The organism is Saccharopolyspora shandongensis, assembly GCF_900106995.1.
Taxonomy (GTDB): Bacteria; Actinomycetota; Actinomycetes; order Mycobacteriales; family Pseudonocardiaceae; genus Saccharopolyspora; species Saccharopolyspora shandongensis.
The window spans coordinates 60,696-85,860 of the sequence record NZ_FNOK01000042.1 but is presented as its reverse complement, the minus strand read 5'-3'; the positions used below and the strand labels follow the sequence as shown (position 1 = coordinate 85,860).

23 protein-coding genes and 3 pseudogenes are annotated in these 25,165 nt (G+C 67.7%); 11 read left to right on the top strand and 15 right to left on the bottom strand.

Features of this window, described 5'->3' with window-relative positions; all coding sequences use genetic code 11:
* A partial coding sequence (locus BLW84_RS32790; RefSeq protein ID WP_143061176.1) for a DUF4232 domain-containing protein occupies nucleotides 1–397 on the top strand: 397 nt, incomplete at its 5' end.
* A 477-nt stretch (nucleotides 398–874) separates the two neighbouring features.
* Here the strand turns inward: BLW84_RS32790 and BLW84_RS32785 are convergent.
* Nucleotides 875–1,780, bottom strand: a complete 906-nt coding sequence (locus tag BLW84_RS32785; RefSeq protein ID WP_093273366.1) for an ABC transporter substrate-binding protein — start codon at nucleotides 1,778–1,780, stop codon at nucleotides 875–877.
* Between the two features lie 26 nt (nucleotides 1,781–1,806).
* Entirely contained in the window at nucleotides 1,807–2,571 is a 765-nt protein-coding gene (locus BLW84_RS32780) for an SDR family NAD(P)-dependent oxidoreductase (protein ID WP_093273363.1), read from the bottom strand.
* A gap of 603 nt (nucleotides 2,572–3,174) precedes the next feature.
* On the opposite strand from BLW84_RS32780, the gene BLW84_RS32775 reads away from it, so the two are divergent.
* The 3 genes from BLW84_RS32775 (at nucleotide 3,175) to BLW84_RS32760 (ending at nucleotide 9,726) form a co-directional block, all read left to right on the top strand.
* Nucleotides 3,175–4,464: a tyrosine-type recombinase/integrase gene (locus BLW84_RS32775; RefSeq protein ID WP_218157565.1), complete on the top strand. Its 1,290-nt coding sequence runs from the start codon at nucleotides 3,175–3,177 to the stop codon at nucleotides 4,462–4,464.
* The gene (locus BLW84_RS32770; RefSeq protein WP_218157564.1) at nucleotides 4,461–6,602 is read left to right on the top strand and encodes a tyrosine-type recombinase/integrase; all 2,142 of its coding nucleotides are present in this window, start codon (nucleotides 4,461–4,463) and stop codon (nucleotides 6,600–6,602) included. The genes BLW84_RS32775 and BLW84_RS32770 overlap by 4 nt, the downstream gene beginning before the upstream one ends.
* Before the next feature lie 1,102 nt (nucleotides 6,603–7,704).
* Nucleotides 7,705–9,726 (top strand): transglycosylase domain-containing protein, encoded by a 2,022-nt coding sequence (locus BLW84_RS32760; protein ID WP_177226816.1) that lies wholly within the window; start codon nucleotides 7,705–7,707, stop codon nucleotides 9,724–9,726.
* A gap of 136 nt (nucleotides 9,727–9,862) precedes the next feature.
* On the opposite strand, the pseudogene BLW84_RS50465 reads toward BLW84_RS32760, so the two are convergent.
* Together BLW84_RS50465 and BLW84_RS32755 are read right to left on the bottom strand one after the other, a co-directional pair.
* Nucleotides 9,863–10,021: pseudogene (locus BLW84_RS50465) on the bottom strand (Ku protein); the annotation flags it as partial.
* Between the two features lie 48 nt (nucleotides 10,022–10,069).
* The gene (locus BLW84_RS32755; RefSeq protein WP_281247473.1) at nucleotides 10,070–10,273 is read right to left on the bottom strand and encodes a fumarylacetoacetate hydrolase family protein; all 204 of its coding nucleotides are present in this window, start codon (nucleotides 10,271–10,273) and stop codon (nucleotides 10,070–10,072) included.
* A 127-nt stretch (nucleotides 10,274–10,400) separates the two neighbouring features.
* Here BLW84_RS32755 and BLW84_RS49425 point away from each other — a divergent pair.
* Nucleotides 10,401–10,559 (top strand): annotated as a pseudogene (locus BLW84_RS49425) (NUDIX hydrolase); the annotation flags it as partial.
* A 189-nt stretch (nucleotides 10,560–10,748) separates the two neighbouring features.
* On the opposite strand, the gene BLW84_RS32740 reads toward BLW84_RS49425, so the two are convergent.
* Nucleotides 10,749–11,531 carry a class I SAM-dependent methyltransferase gene (locus tag BLW84_RS32740; RefSeq protein WP_093273358.1) on the bottom strand — a complete coding sequence of 261 codons (783 nt, stop codon included), beginning with the start codon at nucleotides 11,529–11,531 and terminating at the stop codon, nucleotides 10,749–10,751.
* 261 nt (nucleotides 11,532–11,792) lie between these two features.
* On the opposite strand from BLW84_RS32740, the pseudogene BLW84_RS50460 reads away from it, so the two are divergent.
* Nucleotides 11,793–12,035, top strand: a pseudogene (locus tag BLW84_RS50460) (integrase core domain-containing protein); the annotation flags it as partial.
* Between the two features lies 1 nt (nucleotide 12,036).
* Here BLW84_RS50460 and BLW84_RS32730 read toward each other — a convergent pair.
* The 5 genes from BLW84_RS32730 to BLW84_RS32710 all read right to left on the bottom strand — a co-directional run bounded on the left by BLW84_RS32730 (nucleotide 12,037) and on the right by BLW84_RS32710 (nucleotide 16,176).
* Nucleotides 12,037–12,345 (bottom strand): hypothetical protein, encoded by a 309-nt coding sequence (locus BLW84_RS32730; protein WP_093273355.1) that lies wholly within the window; start codon nucleotides 12,343–12,345, stop codon nucleotides 12,037–12,039.
* Between the two features lie 211 nt (nucleotides 12,346–12,556).
* A complete protein-coding gene (locus BLW84_RS32725) occupies nucleotides 12,557–12,952 on the bottom strand; it encodes a Ku protein (RefSeq protein ID WP_177226814.1) in 396 nt (131 codons plus the stop codon).
* 123 nt (nucleotides 12,953–13,075) lie between these two features.
* Complete coding sequence (locus tag BLW84_RS32720) at nucleotides 13,076–13,303, bottom strand: hypothetical protein (protein WP_245761548.1); 228 nt, start codon at nucleotides 13,301–13,303, stop codon at nucleotides 13,076–13,078.
* A 519-nt stretch (nucleotides 13,304–13,822) separates the two neighbouring features.
* Nucleotides 13,823–14,275, bottom strand: a complete 453-nt coding sequence (locus tag BLW84_RS32715) for a VOC family protein (RefSeq protein WP_093273347.1) — start codon at nucleotides 14,273–14,275, stop codon at nucleotides 13,823–13,825.
* Nucleotides 14,276–14,877: 602 nt separating this feature from the next.
* The gene (locus BLW84_RS32710) at nucleotides 14,878–16,176 is read right to left on the bottom strand and encodes a hypothetical protein (RefSeq protein ID WP_143061174.1); all 1,299 of its coding nucleotides are present in this window, start codon (nucleotides 16,174–16,176) and stop codon (nucleotides 14,878–14,880) included.
* Between the two features lie 457 nt (nucleotides 16,177–16,633).
* Between BLW84_RS32710 and BLW84_RS32705 the strand changes: the two genes are divergently transcribed.
* Both BLW84_RS32705 and BLW84_RS50005 read left to right on the top strand, forming a co-directional pair.
* Nucleotides 16,634–17,515, top strand: a complete 882-nt coding sequence (locus BLW84_RS32705; RefSeq protein WP_093273342.1) for an alpha/beta fold hydrolase — start codon at nucleotides 16,634–16,636, stop codon at nucleotides 17,513–17,515.
* A 23-nt stretch (nucleotides 17,516–17,538) separates the two neighbouring features.
* Nucleotides 17,539–17,667: a hypothetical protein gene (locus tag BLW84_RS50005; protein WP_281247472.1), complete on the top strand. Its 129-nt coding sequence runs from the start codon at nucleotides 17,539–17,541 to the stop codon at nucleotides 17,665–17,667.
* Between the two features lie 50 nt (nucleotides 17,668–17,717).
* Here the strand turns inward: BLW84_RS50005 and BLW84_RS32695 are convergent, their stop codons facing one another.
* Nucleotides 17,718–18,056: a hypothetical protein gene (locus tag BLW84_RS32695; RefSeq protein WP_093273340.1), complete on the bottom strand. Its 339-nt coding sequence runs from the start codon at nucleotides 18,054–18,056 to the stop codon at nucleotides 17,718–17,720.
* Between the two features lie 120 nt (nucleotides 18,057–18,176).
* Here BLW84_RS32695 and BLW84_RS32690 point away from each other — a divergent pair, with 120 nt between their 5' ends.
* The 3 genes from BLW84_RS32690 to BLW84_RS32680 all read left to right on the top strand — a co-directional run bounded on the left by BLW84_RS32690 (nucleotide 18,177) and on the right by BLW84_RS32680 (nucleotide 21,009).
* Nucleotides 18,177–18,701, top strand: a complete 525-nt coding sequence (locus BLW84_RS32690; RefSeq protein ID WP_093273338.1) for a GNAT family N-acetyltransferase — start codon at nucleotides 18,177–18,179, stop codon at nucleotides 18,699–18,701.
* A 377-nt stretch (nucleotides 18,702–19,078) separates the two neighbouring features.
* Nucleotides 19,079–20,044 (top strand): hypothetical protein, encoded by a 966-nt coding sequence (locus tag BLW84_RS32685; RefSeq protein WP_093273336.1) that lies wholly within the window; start codon nucleotides 19,079–19,081, stop codon nucleotides 20,042–20,044.
* A 134-nt stretch (nucleotides 20,045–20,178) separates the two neighbouring features.
* Entirely contained in the window at nucleotides 20,179–21,009 is an 831-nt protein-coding gene (locus tag BLW84_RS32680; protein ID WP_093273333.1) for a hypothetical protein, read from the top strand.
* Nucleotides 21,010–21,048: 39 nt separating this feature from the next.
* On the opposite strand, the gene BLW84_RS32675 is transcribed toward BLW84_RS32680, so the two are convergent.
* The 4 genes from BLW84_RS32675 to BLW84_RS32660 form a co-directional block, all read right to left on the bottom strand.
* A complete protein-coding gene (locus BLW84_RS32675; RefSeq protein WP_093273331.1) occupies nucleotides 21,049–21,342 on the bottom strand; it encodes a hypothetical protein in 294 nt (97 codons plus the stop codon).
* A gap of 117 nt (nucleotides 21,343–21,459) precedes the next feature.
* A complete protein-coding gene (locus BLW84_RS32670; RefSeq protein WP_093273391.1) occupies nucleotides 21,460–22,380 on the bottom strand; it encodes an aminoglycoside phosphotransferase/kinase family protein in 921 nt (306 codons plus the stop codon).
* A gap of 183 nt (nucleotides 22,381–22,563) precedes the next feature.
* A complete protein-coding gene (locus BLW84_RS32665; protein ID WP_093273328.1) occupies nucleotides 22,564–24,153 on the bottom strand; it encodes an outer membrane protein assembly factor BamB family protein in 1,590 nt (529 codons plus the stop codon).
* A 307-nt stretch (nucleotides 24,154–24,460) separates the two neighbouring features.
* A complete protein-coding gene (locus BLW84_RS32660; RefSeq protein WP_093273326.1) occupies nucleotides 24,461–24,979 on the bottom strand; it encodes a hemerythrin domain-containing protein in 519 nt (172 codons plus the stop codon).
* Nucleotides 24,980–25,165: the final 186 nt, after the last annotated feature.

Sequence of the window (25,165 nt, the reverse complement as noted above, 5' to 3'; positions counted from 1 at the left end):
CGGCAACATCGAGCCGTCTTTCGAGCTCTCTTCGACCGGCCACGTGAACGCCCACCTGAAGGTCACGAACGCCGGCGAGGCCAGCTGCACCCTGACCGACGACTTCCCGGACATCACGTTCATGGACCGGGAAGGGAACCCGTCCGACGGTCTCCAGATCAACCACGGCCAGCCCGGCACGGGCGGCCCCGTCATCCTCGAGCCCGGCCAGTCGGCCGCTGCGGACGTCGAGTGGCCCGCCGACCAGGGCGGTCCCGACGGGCCGGCCTGCAACCGGGTCTGGGCCGTGAGCCTGAAGATGAACAACGGCGAGCCGAAGACCATTGAGCCCACCAACAGCGGAGTCTTCGACCTGTGCGGCGGCGAGGCCACGATCAGCAGCTGGCAGGAAGACTGACCCGCGAAGCCCCGCGGAGCAACGCATCCTCGAGACCGGGCAGTCACGGCCGCGAGAAGCCCAAGAGCAGCGGCGAAGTCCTCATCGGCACCGGCAGGGCGAAGGCGAAGCCCTCGCCCTGCACTGGAACGACGTCCACCTCGACGACCCGGTGCTGTAAGTCCGCCAGACACTGTCCAATGTGAACAACACGACACCCGTGTTCACCACACCCAAAACCAGCCTCGACTGGATCCGACTCTCATCCCGAGTCACCGCCTCCCGTGGCTACAGCACACGCAGTGAGCCCATGGGATATCTATCGCCCAGCCACACCAGCGGAACACCGAGACCGCTCATGTGGCTGAGGCCAGATCCGACCTCCAGGTAACGAAGCTGATCGAGCCGTTCCAGATCGCCCTCACAGGATCCGCCTCGCCGGACGCGCTGGCCAAGGGACGACCAGCGCCCGGGACGTCATCGAAGACGATCCGCTCCTCAAGACCCCGGGAGACGGTTCGCCCCCGAGCCCTCGGCTGGTTCCGTGCGGTAGATGTCGGCCGCGTCGGGCACTGTGGACACGCCCAGTTCCTGCGCCACGCTCGACACCGCCTGGGCCGCGACGGACGGATCGTGGCGGCCGTCGGCGGTGAAATACCGTGCGATGTAGCGTTGGTAGTGCCGACTGGCCTCCGTCTCGCTGAGGCTCGGGATGAGGGCGTTGACGTACCGGACGGCGAGGTCAGGGTCGTCGCGGATCGTGCGCAGGGCTCGGCGGTTGGCTCGCACGAGGGCCAGTACCGCCGGATCGTTCGGCGCTATGTGGGTGGGGTCCACGGCGATGCCCACTGTGGGGATTCTGAAGTGGTCCCCGACGAAGGCCAGCAGCCGCAGGCCGTTCTCCTGGGCGGTGACCTCGGGCGCCAGGGTGCTGCCGACGAACGCCGCGTCCAGGGAGCCCTCGGCGAGCCGGCGGAGGTGGTGGCCGTAGTCGCCCGGTGTCATGACGACCGACCGGACGTCATGGTCCGGATCGAGCCCGTGCTTCCTGAGCACTATGCGGGAGAAGCACCCGGGCGCGGTCCGCGGCGCGTGGGTGCCGATCCTGCGGCCCTTCAGCTCCTCGACCGACGCGTAGGCCTCGCGGGCGAGCAGCCAGAACAGCGGCCGCTGGGTGTTGACGCAGAGAACCGTCCACGGGATGCCGTCGGTCACGCGCGATAGCACCGCCCGGCCTAGCCCGATCGTGGCGGTCCGCCGGACCCGTTCGCCGTCCCAGGCGCATCCATCGCGTAGGGCGACATGGACTGCCTCCTGCTCGTAGTAGTCCTGCTGGTCGGCGACATAGGCGACCAGTTCCTCGTGGATTCCCCGCCCGACGTAGGTCAGGTCGATGGTATGCACCTGCGAGGCCTCCTTTCCGGGATGCGTCAATCCATGGCCAGTCCGCCATTGACCGGTGCGGTAGTGCCCGTGATGAAACCGCTGTCGTCACCGGCGTAGAAGGCGACGGCCCGAGCCACGTCGTCGGGGGAAGCGATGCGGCCCAGTGCCGTCTGGGCCGCCTGGCGCTGCTGGTGTTCCTGATCCAAGGCAGCATCGGCGATGGTGGTCTCGCCCACCGGCCCCGGGGCCACCACGTTGACCGTAATCCCGCGAGCCCCCAGCTCCTGCGCGACGAAGCGGGCGAACTGGCTCAGGGCCGCCTTAGCGGTCCCGAGCGCGATCATGCCCGCACGCGGCCGCCGGCTCAACACCGTGCCGAGGTAGACGATCCGTCCGTAGCCGCCCTCGGTCATGCCGGGGACAACGGCCTTCGTCATCAGGAAGGCCGCTCGCATCTCCTGTTCCAGCTTGCCACCCAGTTCGTCCCACGAGATCTCGTCGAACGACTTGATGGCGTACGGGATCAGGGCGTTGTGGACCAGGACTTCCACCTCGCCCATGGCGGCCCGGACCTGCTCGACCATGCCGAGCACGGCGGCCCCGTCTGTCACGTCGGCCTGCACAGCCATCGCCTGGCCACCGGTGGACCTGATCGAGGCGACCACGTCGTCCGCCTCATCTCGGCTGCTGCGGTAGTTGACGACGACCCGCATGCCCCGGGATGCCAGCAACCGGACCACGGCCGCGCCGATCCCCCTGCTCGCGCCCGTGACGAGGGCGACCCTGCCACCCTGTTGAACGTTCGTCATACCGACCTCCGGGGAGGGTGTCTACGAGGACGACGGGTGCGGCTGGCCTCGCCGTCGGTCTGTGGCCGGGGTCCAACGGTCCTGACGCCGAACGAGCTCGTCCTCGTCCACGAGGGTGAGCATCGGTTGGCCTGGTTCGCAGAGCATGGTGACGGTGAAGCGCACATGGCCGGCCATGCGAGCACCGCCGTCAAGGCCAGAATGCCGTCGGCGGTGGGGTATCAACCTGGGGCTTTGGTCCTCATCGAAGTGCGACCCACGAGCTCTCGCCGGACACTGCTCACCCGCCGGGAAGATCACGACGAAGGTCCACAGCGACCAGTGTCCAAGAACCCCCGGATACTCGTCAGGCACACGACCGAGACGCCAAGATCGCTCATGTGCCTGAGGCCAGAACGGACCCCCGGACAACGAAACCGATCACGCCGTTCCACAGCGCCCTCATGCCCGACAGAGTGCGACGTCGACGCAGCCTCCGACCAAGGACTTTCTGCCCTGCATACCGAGAACAGCCGCGAGCGACAGCAACCCGGCCTGCCCGCGTGGCCGGAAGGGCGGTGGAAGCGACGGCCTGCACTGCCCGCCGATCCACCAACATCGACGATGACCCGGCCCGGGGTAGGCCCACTCGTGCTCAGATCAGGAACGAGTAGCGGCCGAGCATCCTCTTATCTGGACACTTTCGGGTGCGGTGAGCAGGTTGGTCGTCGAGCCTTCCTGGTGCTGGGTGTGTGGGGGGTCCACGATGCCGCGGTGCGAGTGATCAAGCATCGTGACGGCGGCATCGTTCGGCGGGTCGAACTCGTCGACGAGCCCGGGGAGCCGATCGGTTCAGCTTGCCGGTTCCTCAACCACTTGGTCGACCGGGGGTTCTCTCCGCACACGTTGTGCGCGTACGCCTATGACCTGAAGTACCTGTTCACGTTCTTGCGTGAAGAGGGCATGGACTGGCAGGAGTTCCGTGCGCCGGATGCGTTGCGGTTGCTGGCTTTTCTGCGGCGCACGCCGTCCCGGCGGTCGGCGCAGCGGCTGGGGCTGACAGTCGTGGTCGGCGGCGCGGATACGCCGGGCAAGCTGCTGGCTCCTTCGACGGTGAACCGGATTCTCGCCGCGGTGGCGAGTTTCTACGACTGGGCGATCGTGGCGGAGGAGTACGACGGTGATGCCTCGCCGATGCAGATGCGATCTGATCCAGCTTTGGCCAGGGTTCCGGATCGGCGTCAGCCGTTCATGGGCCGGGCCAGTCGTCAGAAGCCCGTGCGGCGCACGGTGACGGTCAAGCAACCGAGGCGGCTGCCGCGCCCCATGGACGACAGCGTGCTGGAGGACTTCATCGGCAGCCTGAAACGGCTACGTGACTTGGCGATGTTCCTGCTCATGCTGGACGGCGGGCTGCGGCCCGGCGAGGTGCTCTCCCTGCACCTGGCCGACGTGTCCTATGGACGTCGCCGGGTGACGGTGCGTAAGAGAGATGATCATCCCCACGGTGTCCGTGGGAAGTCTCGCACCGAGCGGATCGTTGACCTGCACGAACCGCGAACTTTGGATGCGGTCAGCCGGTATGTGATGCACGAGCGGCCACTGGATGCGGACAGCCCATTCGTGTTCCTCATCGGCGGAAACGGCGCTCGACGCCTGGAGCCGCTGGGCTACGACGCCTTGGTGCGTCTGTTCTCCCGGCGCATGGACAAGCTGGGCCTACGCGCCCCTGAGCGGACCCCGCACGCACTGCGTCACACGCATGCCACCGCGATGTGGGAAGGCGGAATGCGGGAGCTGTCCCTGCAGAAACGGCTCGGTCACGCCTCACCCGAGTCGACCAAGGTTTACACCCGAGTCTCCGACGAGGCTGTGCTGGCCGACTACACCCAGGCGCTGGAGAACAACCGGTGACCGCCTTGTCTCTGGCCGCGGTCCCAGAGCCGTCACCGCGGCGACGCCACGCGCCGCGTGAGGAGTATTTCGGTTGGCTGGACGCCGTTTTCGGTGACGAGCCGCGGGCCCACGGGCACGATCTGGCCGCGCCGATTAGGTCCCGCCGCTACTTCTACAACCGGTTCGTCAAGCACTGGCCCGACCTGGAGGAGTGGTTCACCGCGCCGCTGCTGGCCCGGCTCGACCTCGACCAGGACGGCGCCCCCACGCTCGCGGCCAGCGGCAAGCGGACCGGTCCTTCCTATGACGCAGGGTCTTACCTCACCTATCTGTCGATGGTTCACCGGATGCCGATGGACGCCGACTGGGTGCTCAGCCGCAACTTCGACAGCCTGTTCAACCCTCGCGTCGCCCCGGCTCTGGGAGTCGACCTCGACTTGTTCAACGCCCTTGACCAGCGCCAGCGTCAACTTGGCTACCGCTACGGCCGTGCCCTGTTGACCTGGGCCGTCGCCCGGCTGCTGCTTTGGCGAGGCGACTCGGACATCACCAGCATCGACTACGACGACCTGACGGCCTTCGGCGAGGAAATCCGCCGCTGGTGCGCCCGACCCGAGGCCCGACTCATCCGGGCCGGTCACGTGCATCGCACCCGCCGCAACCACGATCCCGCCGTCCTGCCAGTGCAGTTCGAGCAGCAGTGCCTCACCCGGCTGCACGTGCTGCACGTGTTGTTGTTCAACACCGGACAGATCTCCCGTGAACCGAGGCACGGACTGCGCTCGGACGTGATCTGGAAACAGCAACTGGTGCCGCCGGGCACCCCTCCCGTGATCGCCGCCCCAGTCGACCGCTGGCTAAATGGTAGGTTGCAGACCACCGACCGGGCCGAGTCGGTTCGCGGGGCCCGCGATGCGTTCCGTTACCTGCTTCGTTGGCTAGCCGAGGAACATCCCGAGATCACCAGCCTGACTGCGCTGACCCGCGACCACATCGAGCGCTACCTCACTTACCTGCACGAGCGCATCAACCCACGCAATGGCAAGCCGTTGGCCGCGCGCACCCGCTATACCTACATCAGTCCGCTGTTGCAGTTTTTCCAGGAAGCCAGCCAATGGGGCTGGGACGATGTGCCTGCCCGGCCTCTGCTCGGCCGGTCCGACCTGCCGAAACTGCCCTCGCGGCTGCCGAGGTTCATTCCGCGCGACGAGCTGGACCGGCTGATGACGGCCGTCGAGGAACTGGAGAACCCCTACCAGCGCACGGCACTCCTGCTGGTGCGCTGGAGCGGAGCACGCCGGGGAGAGATCCGCCGGCTCACCGTGGATTGCCTGGACGCCTACCCGGATGGTTACCCGCGGCTGCGGATTCCGGTGGGCAAAACCTACGCCGAGCGCATGATCCCGCTGCATCCGCAGGCCGCCGACGCGCTCCGTGAACTGATCGCCAAGGCGAAGACGGACGGCGCAGCAGCGCGATATGACACCTGGGCCCAGCAGCCAGTCCGGTGGGTGTTCATGCACCGAGGCCGCCCGATGAGTAAGAACTACCTGTTCGACGAACCGTTGAAGATCGCTTGCCATGCTGCCGGACTCCTCGACGGCGAGGGGCGACAGACCGTGTCAGCGCACCGGTTCCGGCACACTGTCGGCACTCAGCTCGCCGAAGGCGGTGCGCAGATCCAGACCATCATGGCGATCCTGGGGCACCGCAACGCGCAGATGTCGGCGACGTATTCGCACATCAGTGACCCGGTGCTCAAGGAGCAGTACGAGAAGGTCATCGCCGCTGGCGGTCGCCTGGCCGGCCCAGCCGCCGAGGCCCTGCTGGCTGACCGGCTCGACGCGGACACGGTCAACTGGCTGAAAACCAACTTCTTCAAGACCGAGCTGGAGCTCGGCCACTGCCTGCGCACCCCGGCAGAGGGCCCCTGCGAGTGCGATCTTTACCTCCGCTGCACAAAGTTCTTCACCACCAGCGAGTACGCACCCCGCCTACGGGCCCGACTCGTCCGCGAACAGCAGCTGGCGCAGGACGCCATCGAACGGGGTTGGCCCCGTGAAGTCGAGCGGCACAACGCGGTCGCCGACCGCATCCGCGCTCTGTTGACCGAACTCGGCGAGAGCATCGAACCAGAGCCTGACGATCACTGCTGACGCCCGATTCGCGCAGAAAAGTGTCCAGATAAATGTTGACGTGGTGGCGCACGAACGGCGAGAGCCGGGCGGCGTCTTCGTCGCGGACCTCGTAGCCACCGGCGCGGAGTTCTCTCCGCGCCGGTTCGAGTCCCATCCGGCCAATACGCGGACAAGTCCAAGATCTAGATGGTCTACGTGCTGGTCAGCCCACGATTCGCGGCAGGACTCAGCTCCAACCCCGCATGCGTCGCACGCAGACCCCGCCAGAAGCGCCCCGAGCCAGATCCATCCACACCGGCCGAGGCCGCGTGCTTGCCCGAGGAAGCGTTCCGCATGGACGACGACTGGGGCACCTTGGCATGGGTCGCCATGACCACCAGCATGCGCCGAAGCGAACTCGTCGGCCTCCACTTCTCCCGCATCGACCTCGACGAGGAAGTCATCGACCTACGCCGAAACTGGGTCCACGGCAAAGAAAATGACACCAAAACCCACCAAAACCGACGCATCGCAATCGACTCCGAAACCGTCGCCCTCCTCCGCGAACACCGCGACCGAGCCACCAACCTAGTCCGCAACCTCGCACTAGGCCAGATCTGCCGATCTGGGCTCGACCGCAGCGGCGACCTCCACCAATTAGTGCACTGTGGACGAACTAGTGCACGTTGGTTTCTCCCAGTGACGATGCAACTCTGGCCAGTAGTCCTCGAAGAACTCCCAACCACTCGCAGTAGGGGGCTGATCGCAACCGGTCGAACTCGTCGAGCTCGTTGCCGGGCGGTCGGTCTCGCACATCACACCCACACCACATTTCCCGCCTTGGATGGCAGAGTGCTTCGAACGCATTGCAGTGGCGCCCCGCCGCGCCACGTCTGGAGGCCCCTTCGTGAACAACAAGCGCGACGATCGGACTGGACCGCACGGCGGCCCGACCGGGCGGCACAGGAGGCCCGGTCCAGCAGACGCGCCCACACGGCGGTTAGGCCGACCCGCCCATGGTCGGACTGGTGGTCACGCGCCTCCGCCGGGCAGGACGGGGCCTGGCGACCCGCGGGGAGGACGCCGGAATGCCCGGCGGTGGTTGCTGGGTACGTCTTCGGCGGTCATCGGGTTGATCACGATGTCCGTCGGCACGTTCCTGATCGCGTTCGGCATCGGGTACATGGCGTGGGACGTGGAGAGCCCGGAGTCGCTCGCCCGGGCCACCGCGCAGACGGTCGTGATCGAGTATGCGGACAATTCGGAGCTGACCCGGATCGTCCCCACCTCGGGCAATCGGACGATGATCGTGGATGTGACCCGCGAGGTGTCCCGTCCGATGCGGGATGCCACGCTGGCGGCGGAGGATCCGACCTTCTACCAGAACCCCGGTTTCGACGTGGTCGGAATCTTCCGGGCGGTGTGGGGTCAGCTCACCGGTGATGACAGCGGTGGCGGTTCGACGTTGACCCAGCAGTACATCAAGCTGTCCACCGGGAACGACGAGCACACCTACATGCGGAAGTTCAAGGAAATCGTGCTGGCGTTCAAGATGAGCCAGCAGCAGCCCAAGAACGAGATCCTCAAGGCGTACTTGAACACCGCGTACTACGGCCGGGGTGCGTACGGCATCCGTGCCGCCGCGGACGTGTACTTCCACAAGGAACCGAAGGACCTGGACGCCTCTGAGGCGGCGGTGCTGGCGGGGATGGTGCAACAGCCGTCCAACAACGACCCGCGCATCAACCCCGCGCAGGCCCAGCGTCGGTGGACCTATGTCGCCGACCAGATGGAGCGCCACGAGTTCGTCACGGCGGAGCAGCGCGCGGCGATGCGGTTCCCGACGACGCAGAACGGTGCGGACCGGGCGAACCAGAACGCCACGGGCACGCAGTACCAGATCCGTGAGCAGGTGCTGGCCGAGCTGGATCAGGAGGGCTACAGCGAGCAGAGCCTGGAGCAGCATGGCTACACCGTCGTCACCAACATCGATCGTCGGGCACAGGAGGCTGCCGGGGACGCGATCAGCGCGGTGATGCAGGGCCAGCCGAGCAACCTGCACCCGGCGTTGGTCGCCGTGGAACCGAACACGGGCGCGATCCGTGCCTATTACGGCGGTGGCGGCACGGACGCGGGCGGGTTCGACTACGCCAACGCGCAGCAGCAGGCCGGTTCCGCGTTCAAACCGTTCGTGGCGCTGGCAGGGCTGGAGCAGAACCGAGGTCTGGGCGAGCTCTACGACGGCTCGTCGCCACGCGAGATCGCGGGGACGACGTTCGCCAACAACCCGGGTGTCAGCTGCGACGACCCACCGCACTGCAGCGTCCGCGAGGCGATGACCAAATCGGTCAACACGGTGTTCGTGGACATGGGCGTGCAGTTCGGGACGGCCAAGGTCGCCGACGCCGCCCACCAGGCGGGCATTCCTCGCGAGATCAACGGCAAGCCGACCCTGGAGAACGCCGACGGCACGACCAGCGCCGGCATCGCACTGGGCATGTACCCGGTGCGCACCACCGACATGGCCAGCGCTTACGCGACCTTCGCCAACGACGGGATGCGCAACCAGCCCAGGTTCGTCCAAAAGATCGTGGACAACAGCACCGGCGAGACCGTGCAGGATTTCGTCCCGCAACCGCGGCCCGCGTTCGATCCGAACGATCCGCACCGCAACCGCAACCTGGCCGCGAACGTGACGGAGTCCTTGCTCCAGGTCGCCGACCACTCCCATCTGCCGCTCGACGGAAGGCCGGTGGCCGCGAAGACCGGGACTCACCAGTACGGCAACGGTGACAGCGCCGACAACGAGAAGGCCTGGACGGTGGGCTACACCCCGCAGATCTCCACCGCTGTGTCGATGAGCGCGGGCGACGCGCAGAACCCGGTGCTACCGGTGCGGGACGCCGACGGCAGCCCCGTCTTCGGCGGTGGTCTTCCCGGACACATCTGGCAACAATTCATGAACGCCTACCTCACCGGCAAGCCCGTCCAGCCCTTCACCAGCGCCGAACCGATCGGACAGTTCTACCCACCGCCACCGCCCCCGCCAGTCGCTCCTCCGCCACCCCCGCCAGTCGCTCCTCCGCCACCACCCCCCGCGCCCGGTCCGCCACCGAAGCCGCACGGGCACTCGAAGCACCGTGGCGGTAACGGTGACGGATAATGCGGAGGTCGTGAAAGCCGTGCGTTGACACCCGCCCCAAAAAGAGTCCCGTCTTCCCTGAGCGCCGGCGTGATGAGAGCGCCGAAGAGTTCGCGGATAAGCGGTCGGCGAGCTGTTCGAGGTGGACGTAGTAGGCGCGGCCCACGGCAGCGGGGGCGATGTCCTTGATCGGCACGAACTGTTGGACCTCCAGTCGGCGGGCACCGGTCAGCGGGAGGTGTTCGAGGTCGTCGTCATCGAGCGTGACCGTGTGGCCGGCGTAGGCGTAGGCGCTGCAAATTTCGGTGAGCGGCACGAGCCCGGCGGGGCTCAGGCGCACCCGCGCCGAGCCCCGGAAGCACGACTACCGCGCGTCGTTCGACACGAAGACGTGCCTCATTTCCCCGATGCCGTCGATGCTGGTGCGAACGACATCGCCGGCGGCGAGGTACCGGGGTGGCGTGCGCCCCATACCCACCCCGGCCGGGGTTCCGGTGAAGATCAGATCACCAGGATGGAGCGTGCACACCGCCGAGATCCGCTCGAGGACGCGATCGACCGCCTGAATCTGGCCGTACTCGTCCAGCGCTCGCTCGATCCTTCGAAGTACCGCTCCTCACGTGGGACAACTACATGCGCTCATTCGACCGCGTCCGGGAACAAGCCCGGCCAGAATCGTTCTGAGGAGGCCGCCTGTGGCCCGCATCGACTACTTCAACGACCCCACCGCCCCGCCCGCGAACTCCGTGGTGCCCTCGGTGACAGCAGCGATCCGCAACGACGCCGGCGACATCCTCTTGATTCACAAGGTGGACAACGACCTCTGGGCGCTTCCTGGAGGCGACCACGACGCGGCCGCTACCAGGGTGCCCTCGTCCGCAGGGGCTACGGCATGTCGGAGCTCGTTCGCTCGGGCTGCAACGGCCTGCACGTGCAGCCATCGACGGCCGAGCGGTTTGACCAGGCGCTCGGCAAGTGCGGCGGCAGCGGTGGAATCCGAGTGCATGTGTGTCGGCGTTGCGGGGCTCCCCGCCGCGAACCTTTCACAACCGCCGGACGCGCAGCACGCAGGTCAGCATCGGGAGGGTGAACTCGCCGTCCGCAGTCTCCGGTTTACTCGCAAGGAAAGTGCGGATCCGGGCGAGCGCAATCTCGTGTTCCTGTTCCGGCATGACCAGCATCCCCGCCCGCGTTGCCAGCGTCGCGACGAGGGAGTCGGCGGTGCGGCGCTGCCCGTGCGGGAACTCGGCCTGCTCCGGCGAGCCGAACCGGGCGGCCCCGCCCGTCTTGGGCAGGTGTGCGTCGGCCGTCTCGGCGCGCCAACTGGCGGGCGTGTCACGCGGGCCAATGGCCGCGCTCCCGCTGACCCGCGCCAGCCCGGCAACCCAGTCGACCCGGTCGTCCATGACGTTCCACAGGCCGGCCAGGATGCCGCCCGGCACCAAGACCCTGGCGATCTCGGGCCCCGCGACGGCCATGTCGAACCAGTGCATGGCGTTGCCGGCCACCACAGCATCGACGGATGCATCCGGCAACGGGATCGCCTCGGCACTACCCGGCAGTGCACGGACATCCGGCAGTGCGCGGCGCAGCTCGGTCAGCATCGCCGGGTCAGGCTCGACCGCGGTGACGTCGGCACCCACCGCGACCAGCGTGGCGGTGAGCTTGCCGGTTCCGGCACCAAGATCGAGCACCCGCAGGCCGGGCACCGGCTCGTCGAGCGCCCAGCGCACCGCGGCCTGCGCATAATCCGGGCGGTGCGCGGCGTATGCGGTCGCCGCCGCCCCGAACGACGAGGCGTGAAGGAGCCGTTCGTCCTGCTTCACGCGAATACCCTATCCGCGCCGCGCGTGCCCGGACGACAGCCGTCGACGACCACTCCCGGCCGGCCTACAGCGAAGCCCTCGACGACGAGAAAGCCGACACCGCCGCCAGGTTCTGGCTCCGCGCCGTCGCGTTCTTCGCCAAGCACGGCATCACGCCGATCCACCGCGTGCTCACCGACAACGGCTCCTGCTACCGCTTACGCGGCCTGGGCCACCGCCGTCCACAACACCGGGACCAAGCACAAGCGGACCACGTCACACACCAACGGAAAAGTCGAGCGCTGGCACGGCACCCTCGCCCGCGAATGGCCCTACGCCCGCAATTACACCAGCGAAACCGAGCGGCTGGAGGTGCTGGCGGACTTCCTGAACTTCTACAACCACCAGCGCCCGCACTCAGCCCTCGACGGGCAGCCGCCCATCACCCGGACCCGCGGCAGCGACCCGGCAGAATTCACCGCAACCATCCGACATCTCGCCCGCCCGACGCCCATCCCGTGCTAGCTCAGCGCGGACGTAGGGCTCGTTCGGAGACCAGTTGGATCAGTGCCATGCGGGCTCGGCCGGACCGGTTGCCGACCTCGAAGCTGGTGAGCCCCAACCATTCGCCGTTGAACGCCTGATGCCACAGCAGCACCTCGCCCGGCACGGAGACGCTGATGTCCAGCCCCGCCGCCCGCACGCGCAGTGGCACATCCCGACCACCGCCGATGCCGCGCCAGGGGAACACCCCAGGCAGGTACACCCAGACCGGCAGCGGTCCACCCTTGGACAGGCGCCGCGTTTTCCACCAGCCGTCTGCGTCCTCGTCCACCGCGACCCGATCCCCGAAGCCAGGTGCGGGCCGCGCCCTGGGGTGCAGTGGCCGGCCCGCTCGGTTCGCGCGCCCTTCCCCGACGCGCCAACATCCCAACAATAGAACATCAGTTCGATGATCGCCACCGCAGGGTCCGGGCGCCGCGGTCCGCGGTAACTGCCGCTCGGTGGTACGGCTGCCTCGGGCCAGGCTCGTGCGCAGGGCTTCCTCAAGATCTGCCGTCTCCTCGGTGCGCGACGCCGGCACGGCGCCATGCCGGTCGGCGAGTTTCGCGTCGATCAGTGCCTGCAGCGCCTCTCGCGAGCGGTCCCGGTAGCCGCCGGGGCCACAGCAGTGTTGCCAGGCCGATCCCCTGCCCGTAGGGGCGCAGGAGCGCCAGTCGTTCGCGGATGCGGATAGTGACCCTCCCAAGACCGATCCGGCCGGTGTCGGTCATCGCGTCGCGCAGCAGGCAGTACGCCCGCAGCCCGACTTGCTGGGGCTGCAGAACGTAGGAGCAGTCGAGCAGGACCGGATCCACCGCGCCAGCGGGAAGGAACTCCGCCACCTCGATCGTGTGCGAGCTCGGCAGCGATAGCTCGGCGGGATCCTCCTCGGAGAGCACCAGAATCCGCCCGATAGAAGACGGACCCCCCATACGGCCGCCCAAAATTCCTTCAGAACCCTGGAAACCGAAGCAAAACGGGGGTGCGTCCACAACGGACACACCCCCGCACCACGCACTGGGTCAGTAGCTCGGCTGCACCCACAGCAGGTACTGGCCGTTGTGCAGGTCCTCGCAGCGCCAGCCGACCCAGCGGCCCTGCGGGAAGCCCGCGTTGCCCGCGTTGGCGCAGGCGTTGCTCGACGGGTAGACCCCGGCCGGGACGAACGTGGCTGCGGACGCCACACCCTGGGTGGCGGCGGCGAACCCCAGCGTGAGCAGGGCGGCCGCGGCCAGCTTGCGAATCCTCATCATCGCGCTCCATTCGCATCGATACGGAGGTGACGTCGAAAAGGGGAAATTCGACGCATTGCCGGTAAACCTAAGCAGCGGCATCACTCGTGACCAGGCCATCCGAGGCGATAGGGCGTGCGCGACCGTGAATGTTGCCTGAAGGTGCAAGTTGACTTCTTGGACGTGGGCGTGCCAGTTGAGCTCGCACGCGGTGAGCGACACGTACGCTCGTCACCGCCGAGGTGCCGCAGCACGTCGAAGGCCTGGTACGAGCGGTGTGGGCCGAAAGTCTCCAGCCCCCTGCTTCGACACCAGGGCGCTCAACCTGCCGTGGCGATGACCTCTGCAGGCGACGCTGAGCTCGGTGCTGGACTTCAACCACGACACCTCACGGTGAAGGGACGTGGTAGTGGTGGCACACGCCGTATGGGGCGGGGTGCTGACCTTCGTCATCTGGAGGCGTGGCTACCTTTGCAGGGTTTCCGGACGGTGAGGCGTACCCGGCATTGGTTGGGATTCGTCTCGGACGTGCCTGGGTTAGGAGGGCTCGGCGGGCGGGTCGGCGAAGATGCCTTCCAGCATGCCGGTGGCTTGGCCGATCTCGATGAGGTAGCCGTCCGGGTCGGACAAGTAGCAGCGAATTTCGGCCTTGCGGTCGAGGGGCTCGGTGAGGAACTCGGCGCCCTTGTTGCGTGCGTCGGTGTAGAAGGCGGCGATGTCGGCTACGCGCACGTTGAGAAACGCTGAGACGGTGTCGGTGGCCTCCGGCGGGCGCAGGGTGATACCGGGCTTGTCGGGGGTCGGGCCACCGCCGGGATTCATGATGATCCAGCTATTGGCGACCTTGACGATGCACGGGTTCTCGGCCAGCACGATCTGCCCGCCGAAGATATCGGCATAGAAAGCCCGCGAACGGGCCACGTCGGACACCGTCAGGAAATGCGTCAACAGCAGACCGGTCTCGGGTGCGGGAAGGTCGTTGGTGCTCATCGTTCCTGCCTCCTGTGTGGTTTCGCCTCAACGGAGTGTGTCGCTCCCGTCGGGTCGCTTGCGGTCGTGCGTATGGCTGTGCCTCACAGCCCTTGGATGCTCGTCAGGCACACGACAGGATTCCCAAAGTGCCCATATGCCTGAGGGCTGCACCGACCTCCAGCCAACGAAACTGATCACGCCGTTCCACAGCGCCCTCATGGCCGACAGAGTGCGACGTCGACGCGGCCTCGGACCAAGGACTTTCTGCCCTGCATACCGAGGGCAGCCGCAAGCGACGGTAGCCGGACCTGCCCGCATGACCGGAAGGCGGTGAAGGTGACGGCCTGCATTGCCCGCCAGTCCACCAACATCGACGATGACCCAGCCCCGGGGTAGGCCCACTCGTGCTCAGCTCAGCGAGCAGTCCAGGCCCTCTTCCTCTCGTGTCGCGAGGTCCGTCCGCTCCGAGACGTTCGGCTCACCGAGTACCGCGACCAGTACCGCGCGGCGGACCGCAATGACGTGTGCACGCCCGCGATGTCGGCGACTGCCCTCGACCACGAACGAAATCAGCCCGGTGCCCCGCCTCGCCCTGCCGCGGGCGAGGCGGGGCGGCCCGGCTAGCTCACGAGGACCGTCGTGCTGTAGGTCGGCCGGAACTGCTTCTCCTGGCCTTCGTAGAAGGCTCGCCACTCGCCCGCCGGCCGGTCGGCGACGGTCGCGGAGAAGAAGTAGCCGGTGCCGTCCCACTCGGCGTTCGGCGCGGTGGCCACGGTGGTCCACGCCTTGGTGCCAGAGGCGCGGAACTGCACCTGCACCGGGATCGGCCACGGGGTGTGGCCATCGAACTGGAGGTGGCCGGAGGCGTTGACCGCGCCGGAGGGGTCCCGCGCCGCGGTGAAGTCGGTGAACTCGACCGGCTGGTACACCACGATGTCAGCCTGGCCCACAGCGTCCGAGACGAACACGTCGGGCGAGCCGTAGCCGATCCGGTAGAAGCCGGTCTCCCACGGGGTGACGGTCAGCTCGAACCGGCCCTCGGCGTCGGTGGTCGGGTAGCCGACGCTGGTTGTGCAGTAGTCCTCGGTAACGCAGAACCCAACGCCGAGACCGGTGTCTGCCAAGGGCTGCCAACCCAGTTCCGGCGACCGCCAGGTGAGCTTGCCGGACAGCACCACCGACGCGCCCCGGTCGATGCGCCGCTCGCTGACTTGCGCGGTGATCCGGGACTTCACGGGTGTCGCGGTGACCTGGAGGGGGTCGGCGGTCGCGCGCAGGTAAGGACCCTCGCTGGCGTAGGTGGCGTCCACGAACGCCATGCCCTCGTAGAAGGCGCTGTTGTCGGCCTCGACGGCTGTCCTGTACGAACCGTCGGCCGAGGTGGTCGCGTTCGTGGACCAGCCACCCCACCCGTTGCTCACCGAAATCGTGCCGCCTACGACCGGCTTCACCTCGCGGGTATCGGGCCACCTGCCGGTGAGCACGCCTGAGGCGCGGATCGTGCGGCGCGAGTAGGTGACCGTGGTGGTGTCCGCGGTCAGCGTCAGCTCGGTGTCGACCAGGTAGGTGAGCCTGCCGGCCTGGCGGCGCGGCGCGAACCCGCCGACTGTGTCGGTGGCCTCGACGTCGACGCGGTAACTGCCCAACTGGTCGAGCTGGAGCGGCTGCGGTGTGCGCCATACGCCGTTGGTGGTCGTGCCGGAATGGAGCGTGAGGTCGTCAATGACCGCTACATCCTGACCGGTTGCGTAGGAGACGATGTAGGCACGCAGCGAGTCGATGCCCGCGTCGGCGCGAGCGGCGACCTGGAGCGTGCCCAGATCGCCCGTGACGCTGTTCGCCCAGTCCACGGCGGGCTCGGCGGCCGCATTCGCGACCGCGGGCAGACCGGTGAGGGCTAAAGCGGTGAGGACTGCCATGGCGGTGGATTTTCGCAAGACTGCCCCCTGAAAAGGATGGTGACAGCGCTTGATCGCTATCAGGTTTCCTGACTCTAAACGAGCGCGGCCGTTTCGGGTTGACTTGCAATCGCCGTAGACCTCGCCGGTGCCCACGTTGAGCGCGGCGAGAGGTTCGTGGTGCCGTGGCTGACGTAATCGTGGGTGCACTTTTCGCTCAGGAGTCCGGACATGTCGTGAGCCAGGCGTCCCAGTCTCGGCGAATGCCTTCTACGAACGCGTACTCGCGATCAGGCGCGACCGGCTCCGCCCAGGTAGCTAGGGTCTGTCCGGCGGATCTTGGGCAGAAGCGGGGGCAGTCTCGAGACCACCGTGGCCTCGAGACTGCTCCATGTGCTGCGAACCTGCATGGAGGATGCGCAGGTCACGCGCTGACAATCTGGGTGCGCTCCACGGCTGGTCATGGAAGGCTCCGCGCATGCCGATCGTTGACGTGTCGCCCGGGGTGTCGATCGCGTACGAAAGCTTTGGCGATCCTGCTGACGCCCCCGTCCTGCTCGTGATGGGCTTTGGCGCGCAGATGATCGCTTGGCACGAGGACTTCTGCCGGGCGCTGGCCGACCGCGGCCGTTATGTGATCCGGTACGACAACCGCGACTGCGGGCTGTCCACCAAGTTCGACGATCATCCCGTCGACATGGGGCGGTTCATCGCCGCCGTGCGCTCGGGAGACATTCCCGCCGCACTCGCGATGGTTCCGTACCGGTTGCAGGACATGGCCGACGACGGCCTCGGCTTGCTCACCGCGCTCGGCATCGAACGCGCCCACGTGGTCGGTGCCTCGATGGGCGGAATGATCGCCCAGACGATGGCCATCTCCCACCCGGAACGGGTGCTTGCGCTGACGTCGATGATGTCCTCGACCGGCGAGAGCGACTACGGCCAGCCCAGCCCCGAGGCCCAGACTGTGCTCTTCAGCCCGAAGCCCGCCGACCGCCAGGGATATCTCGCGGCAGCGGAGAACGAGCTGGTGTGGGCCTCCAAGCGCTACGGCGACCCCGCGGCCCTGCGCGAGCTGGCCGCCGACAGCTACGACCGCGCCTACTCCCCCGCCGGGATCGGCCGGCAGCTCGGCGCGATGATCCTCAGCGGCTCACGCGCGGACGCACTCCGCGAACTCAAGGTGCCGACGCTGGTGATCCACGGCCTGGACGACACGCTGATCGACCCCAGCGGCGGGAAACGCACCGCGGACCTGGTGCCCGGCGCCGAACTCCTGCTGCTCCCCGACATGGGCCACGACCGCCCCCGCGAGCTCTGGCCCCAACTCATCGACACCGTGGCCGCCCACACCAGCTGAGCAGGCACGTCCAGGCGCTGGTGGTGGGCATCATCGCCGCCGAGATCATGCGCCGCAGCGGATCGATCTGGCCCGCGGTGGCCGTCCACGTCGTCGACAACATGGGCCTGCCGCTGTTCGTGCTGATCACCGGAACCGCCGGGCCCGGCTGATCAAGCGGCGATGCCGGCCAGCGACCGGCCGCGGCTCTGCTCGTCCCGGTCTACTCGGCGTCCGGCCGGAGGTCGAGGGTGAGCTGGCCGCCGTCGATCACGGTCAGCGGCGTGAACGGGTCGGGGTTTCCGGCGAGGCAGCGGGCGCAGTCGACGGCGGCTGTGACGGCTTCGGAATCACCGGCGAGCGCGAGGGTGGCCAGCGGCTGGTGGCAGGCGGGCACGGGGAGTTTCAGGCCGCCGATCCAGTCGCGCAGCTCGACCGCGTGCACCCGGCGCCCATGCCCGGGCTGGCGCAGGTTGCGGTTGCGGAATCGAGCGCATTCGCGCTCGGACAAGCCCTTCAGCAGCAGTGAGGTCGGATCCCGGCGGCGCTCGATCGCGGTCACCCGACCAGCATGAGCCGCTCCACCGACACCGGACTACCGCGAACCCGGTGACATCCCGAGCAAATCGAGATCCAGCCCGGGACCGCGACCGATGTCGGACCACCTCGGTAACTTGGCCGCATGCCTGGACACGACAAGCCGATCGCGCTGCGGCCCGCCGACCCTGCCGATGCAAAGGCAGTAGCGGACATCTGGTGGGGCGGATGGCGCGACGGCCACCTGGGACATGTACCCGACGATCTGACCGCGGTCCGCACGGCCGAGTCGTTCGCGTCCCGCGCGGCGCAACGGGTCGAAGACACCGTGGTCGCGGTCTTCGACGGCACGGTGGCAGGGTTCGTCATGGTGGTCGCCGACGAGGTCGAGCAGGTCTACGTGGCCGCGGCCTACCGCGGTACCGGCGTGGCGTCTCTGCTCCTCACCGAGGCGGAACGCCTCGTCGGCGAGCAAGGGCACGACCGAGCCTGGCTCGCCGTCGCTACCGGCAACGCCCGCGCGCGCCACTTCTACCAGCGCCAGGGCTGGGCCGACGAAGGCCCGTTCGACTACCCCGCGGAAGGCCCGGACGGGCCGATCCACGTCCCGTGCCACCGGTACGTCAAGCACGTGACCGGCCGACGCGGAGAGGACATCCGCCAGCTGTAACACCGAGGTCGGTCCCGACCTGCTGGGCAGCGAAGGATCTTTCACCGGGACCAAGAAGATCGAGGTGGACGGCCGGTCGGCACCAATGAATGTCCTCAATGGATCGACGGGATGCGCGTTTCCGGGTTGTTCTAGACGGTCTTCGGGGTGACCGCGGGGCCGTTGCGTCGGGTGGCGAACCACACGATCGCCACGATCGCCACCACGAGGGCGGATGGTATGAGCATGATCGCGCTCGACAATCGTGAAGGCGAACAGCCCGGCGACCGCTGCGCTGTTCGGGTGTTCTCGGCGCGTTCGACGCCGATGTCTCCCCACCGCTCAGGAAGATTGGTTGCCGCACTCGACGCGAGCGTTAGGGGAATGCGATGCGATCAGTGCTCCACAGAACCACGACCGTGCTGACCTGCGCCGCCTTTTCGCTGGGCGCCCTCGTGGTAGCACCAGCGACCGCCGTCGGGCAGGAAGCCGAGGCGATCACCTGTAACCACCAGCCCGGCAGCGATGCGACGAAGTTCTACCGCGGGAAATCCGCCGGCCTGGTCTACGACACCAAGTTCCGGGCCGGCGCGCCGATCCCAGGACTAGGCGCCTACGTCCCGCAGGGCATCGCGGTCCTGGAGAACTGGGACGGCTCCGGCAGGCCGATCTTCCTGATCAGCGAATACGCCAACGGAGGGAAGAGCGCGCGCATCTACGGCCTGGACACCGCCGGCCGGGAGATCGGCTACGTGCAGATCGCCGGGTCGCACGTCGGCGGTATCGCGGTGGCGAGGGGCTGGGTGTTCGTCTCCGGTCGCGCCGATGGCAAGATGCACACGATCCGCAAGTACAAAGCTTCCGACCTGGTCGCCGCGCTCAAGCGCAACGACGGCAAACTGCTCCCGCAGAACGGCAAAGCGCGTTCGGTCGACGGATCCTCCTTCCTCACCAGCTACGACGGCATGCTCTTCGCGGGCACCTTCGACGAGAAGAAGAAGAGCTCGATGCAGTCCTACTACGTCGCCGCCGACGGCAATCTGACCATGATCGAGTCGTACGAGGTACCGCGCAAGACGCAAGGCGTCATGATCACCCGCGACCACTTCATCTTCAGCACCTCGTACGAGCGCAAGAAACTCAGCAACATATACGTCGTCGACGCCTTCGCGAAGAAGATCGAGCCGTCCGCCAAGTGCTTCAGCGCCCCGAGCATGTCCGAAGGAATGACCACCTTCGGCGGGTACGCCGTGCTGCTGTACGAATCCGGCGCGGAGGCTTACGCCAAGCCGAAGCCCCGCAACGTCATCAAGCACCTGCACGTGGCGAACATCGCGACCCTGCCGGACTTCCAGGCGGGCTGAGCGGCGGCCTTCCGGCGCCGTGGACACCGATGGTGGTCGTCAGGCTGGGCTGTGTTGATCCGTCCGGGCGCCGGTGGGCGTGGCGCGTTCGACGTGGACTGGGCTGCGAGCTGCTCGTTTCAGGGAGGACAACGGTGCACATCACCGCGCACACCCAGCCCAGCGGGGACAAGCCGAACGAGGATTGGTTCGCCGCCTCGGACGGTCTCGTCGTCGTTCTCGACGGGGCGACCATCCGCACCGATACCGGCTGCATCCACGGACTTCCGTGGTACGTCCGCACACTCGGTGCGGGCTTGGTCGCGAACGCCGCCGACCACGCCAGGGGCTTGCGGGACGTGCTGGCCGATTCGATCCGGCAGGTCACCGCGGCGCACTCCGGTTCCTGCGACCTGGAGCACCGCGGAACCCCGTCCGCGGCGGTCGGTCTGGTGCGCTGGACGTCCGAGGCCGTGGAGTGGATCGTCCTCGGGGACATCACCGTCATCGTCGAGACCACCGACGATGCCGTAGTGACCTGCGACGACCGCGTCAGCCGCACCGGCTGGGAGGAACGCCGGGCGTGCGACAGGTTCCTGATCGGCACCGACGAGAAGATGGCGGCGATCCTGGCGATGAAGGAGATCGAGCTGGCTTCCCGGAACCGGGAGGGCGGCTACTGGATCGCATCGAGCAACCCCGGCGCCGCCGCGCACTCCCTCACCGGCTCGGCGCCGGTCGGCCAGGTCGAGAGTGTCGCGGTGTGCAGCGACGGCGCCATGCGCGCGCTCGACCTCACTCCGATCGATACGACCGCTGGCGTTCTGCGCGTGCTGCGAGAGGCCGGGCCCGATGGGTTGGTCGGGCAAGTCCGAGCCGCCGAGGACGATGATCCGCTCGGTGCTCGGGTGCCGCGGAACAAAGCGCGCGACGACGCCACGGCCGTCCTGGTCGAAACGCGCTACGGCCGCGAAAATTCGGCTTGATCATCCGAACGCCCCATGATGTTTCCCGTTATGCCGCAGTCATATCCCTTGGCTCGGGTCGATTTGCCACGATGGCTGCTCGTGGCCGCACCAGCAGCCCGGGTAGCGGCACTCGCCGTTGTGCTTGGGGTGCCCGCAGCTGCAGGGCCACTCCACCACGCTGGTGTAGTCGTTCGTCCAGTACAGCCCGCACGGGCAGTCCACCCGGCCCACACCGTCGACTCTCGTGTACTGCACGTCCGCCATGCAGCCCTGCGTGCTGTGCTCGCTGCGCGCGTGCCCGCACTCGTCGCACACCCGCCTGCCGTTGACGTCGGACTCGCCCCAGCGCATTCCCGCTCCCCTCATCGGCCACTGGCAGCAACATCACAGCACACCGCTGCTGAGCGACACGCTTTCCGCGAGTGCGCCGCAGTCCATCACGAGCTCGGCTTAGTCAGGCGGTGGTGATCAGGCGTTCGCTCGGCGGAGGCGTTCGGCTGACTGGGCGCGGACGGCGTCACAAGCCACCGGAGGATCGCCGTGCAGGGCCTCCCAGCGGGCGTTGTGCACGGCCGGCCACAGGCTGGCCGCCCACACGATCTCCTGCTCCTCCGCGGTGAACCGGCGCCCCCGAAAGTCTTGGTAAGCCGCCAAGAACGCGGCGGAGCTCTCGATCGGAGCCAGGGTCGGTGGCGATGCGCTGGCGAACGCCCCGCACGCCGCGCCCGCCAGCGCCGCCTCCGGCTGCCACGCCAGGCTGTCCCAGTCGTGCACGGCCCACACCTGGCCGTCGCGCCAGCGGAGGTTCTGCGCTTCGAAGTCGGCGTGGCCCAGCACGCACGGCAGGTCGGCGGCCAGCAACCGCTTGCGGGCCCGGTCGGCCGTGTCGACGACGTACGCGGGCACGGCGTTCTGATCTCGCTCGTCGAGGAACTCGATCGCCGGCCACAGCCCGGCATCCGCGTGGTCCCAACGCGCCCAGCGCGGATTCGGCAGCGGCGGTGCGACGGTCACGTCGGCCAGTTCGGCCATCAGCCGGGCGAACACCGCCGCGCAGCTCACGGCGACATCCTGCGAATCTCCGCGCAGCAGTTCACCGCCGGGCCGGGATTCCTCGGCGTGAACAGTCAGCGCACCGACGCCGAGCGCGGGCGTGAGCGGCAGGGGGCACGGAAATCCCCGCTCCGCCAACCGGGCCTGCGCAACAACGCACGACGCGGCGCGGCCGTCGTCCTCCCTCGCCTTCACCACGACGTCACGCCCGTCGGCCAATCGCAGTCCGAGCACCGCCGAAATCGACCGCACCTCGAACAGAACACCGACCGGCTCGTCGCCCAACTGGTCCACGCACCAGCCCGGCAACCAGGACGGCAAATCACCCAGCGACATGGTCAAGACTGTGCCACGTGCACCGAACGGAAGCGACCTGGACGTGCCAACGACAAAGACCGAACGCGGACGAGCTCTGCCCAGCGACCACTGCATTGCAGCTCTAATCGGCTGTTTTCCTTGCAAAACGCCATGTTGAGTACAAATCAAGAGTATACAGTGGACTATCGGCGGACAGGATCTCTAGGACACGTCGAATGCCAGTAGCACGTTGCCGCGGCCGCTGGGATACATCGGGAAGTACCCGGCCTGGACGTAGAGCGTTCCGTTCGCGACGACCGCGCCACCATTGCCGGAAACCGAGCCCCCTCGCCCGATCAACCCGTTGGTGCCGGCGAAGTCCCGGACGGTGTCGTACTCCCACAGCACTTCGCCCGTGGATGCCGCGTACACCCGCATCTTGCCGTCGGTGCTGCCTTCGTAGACGAGTCCCGGGCTGGACGTGACGGCCGGCGTGTGCGCCAGCACGCACTGGTCGGGATACGCCGCCGCGCCACCCCAATCGCAGCCGTTGGCCGGGTTGGGCGTTGTCCACACCACCTCTCCGGTGGCCGGATCCAGCGCGTTCAGCGTGCCGGGTTCGGCGAAGTACGTTGCCACGTAGAGGTTCTGGCCGTCGTAGCTGCTTCCCCACTGAATGCCGGTGGCACCGCCGAGCGGCGCGGGGACCGACAGCTGCCGGCGCCAGCGCACCTCGCCGGTCTGCGCGTCGAAGGCGTGGTAAACGCCGCTCTTCTGGCCGACGCCCACCAGCATTCGACCCTGCACCGGGAAGAGGTTCGGCGCCGCCCCCAGGTCGAAATCCAGCGCCGTGTTGTCCTTCAGGCCTGGGCAGTAGCCCTCCGAATCGGGGACGTTGCACAGATCCCGCCAGCTGTCGGCGTCGGTGACCTGCTGCTTCCACCGCAGCGTGCCGTCGAGTGCGTCCAATGCGAGCAGGGTGTCGAAGTCCCCGCCGTTCCCCGAGTAGTTCTGCCCTGTGCCCACGTACAGCGTGCCGGTCGCTTCGTCGATGACCGGCGAACCCCACACGCCCGCTCCGGAGGGCTCGTAGCGGGTCGCGCCGCTGGGCCAGGTTCCGACGGCCTGCGGTTCGGGAACGGTGTAGTAGCGCCACATCAGCGCCCCGGTCGCGGCGTCGAGCGAGTCGATGTGGCCTCGGAAGGTGCAGCACGGGTAGTCCGGACCGCCGCCGTGCTCTGCGCTGGAGGCACCAAGGTAGATCCGGCCCTGGTAGTACAGGGGCGAACCGGTGTGCCAACCGCGCGGGTGGTCTTCGGTGTCCACCGCCCAGATCAGCTTCCCGGTGTGCTGATCCAGCGCGTACGCGTAACCCCGGTTGTCGCCGAAGAAGACCTTGCCCTCGGCGACGGTCGGTCCCGTCGCCCCGTTGAACGCGACGTCGTCCATCGGGCCCGGGGCCACCGAGGTCAGGTCGAACCGCCACTTCAGCTTTCCGCTGCGCGCATCGACCGCGTAGAACTGCTGGTCCGGTCCGCCGAAGAACACGTCGTCGCCGACCACGGCGGGCTGGCTCTTCACCCACGCCCCGGTCTTCGGATACGCGAACGCCCACTTGAGCTTCAGCCCGCCGACGGTGTCCGGCGTGATCCGGTGCTCAGCTTCGTTGAACCGCGACCCGGCGAGATCGCCCTGCCAGCTCGGCCAGTCGCCGCGGCCGACACCCACGTCCTCGCTGGCCGTGGCGCTCGCCGTGCTGCCGAGAACCACGGCAGCGCACAACACGACCGACCATCCGGGTGCCCGGCGCATAGGAACCACTCCCTGGACCGCGACGTCCCGCCAAGCCTGGCAGCAGCGCCGGATCACGTCGATCCGCCACTGAGCCCTGATCACCGGCCCCACACCCCCGCCAAGTGGCCGCGTCGCATCCCTGCTCACGACGGCAAGTGGAAGATCAGCAACATCCGGGAGCCGTGCGCTCTCCAGCCCAGCCGTCTCGCCCGCGAACAGGACCAACCGCGTGATGACTTCATCCGCGTCAGTTGATCGGTCCCTGAACTCAAGCACGGTGACCGGCCACTCGATGGAAGCGGATCGGTGGCTGCGCCCTCGGCCGCTACTCGTCGTCGTCTTCGGTCAGGAGGAAGTCCGGCTTGTCTTCTCGCCATCCTGGGACGTTCATCGAGTTCAGGACGGAGATCAGCTTCTTCTCCTCGTAGATGAAGTGCGTTTCCATGATCGCCGACAGGCCCTCCAGCTCCGCGCGCACGTTCGCCGCCGTCGCCGGGTCCGGGGTCTCCGGGAGGTTTCCGAGCAGCTTCTCCAGGTTCCCCAGGATCCAGTCGATCCGGTTGTGGTCCGTCTTCAGCTCCGAGATCACCTTGCGGAGTTCGGGGTGCTCGTCGGCGATCACCGGGAACGCGCCGCGGTCCTCGCCGGTGTGGTGGCGCGTGAGGGCCGAGCAGAAGGACAGGCAGTGGGCGCGCAGATCACGCGACGGGAGGCCCTTGCCGTCGAAGTAGTCGTCGACGTCGTCCCGGAGGTCTTCCAGTTGCTCGCGCAGCCAGACGTGCACTTCGATCAACTGGTTGCCGAAGGCGGTGAGGCGGCTGCGCGCCTCGGAACTCCCAGCCATGCTCCTCCTCGGATCGGACGTCTCCCCGCTCGACCGCCGGATGCACGGGCGGCCGCCTGGACAAACGATAGCGATCTTGCTCGTGCCGGGCTGGAGCCGATTTCGATCAGCGGCGTCGCCGGTTCCGACGCGGCCGAAAGGATCCGCCCGGTCCGGCACCCCGGTACCTCCGGCTCGTCGGGTCCA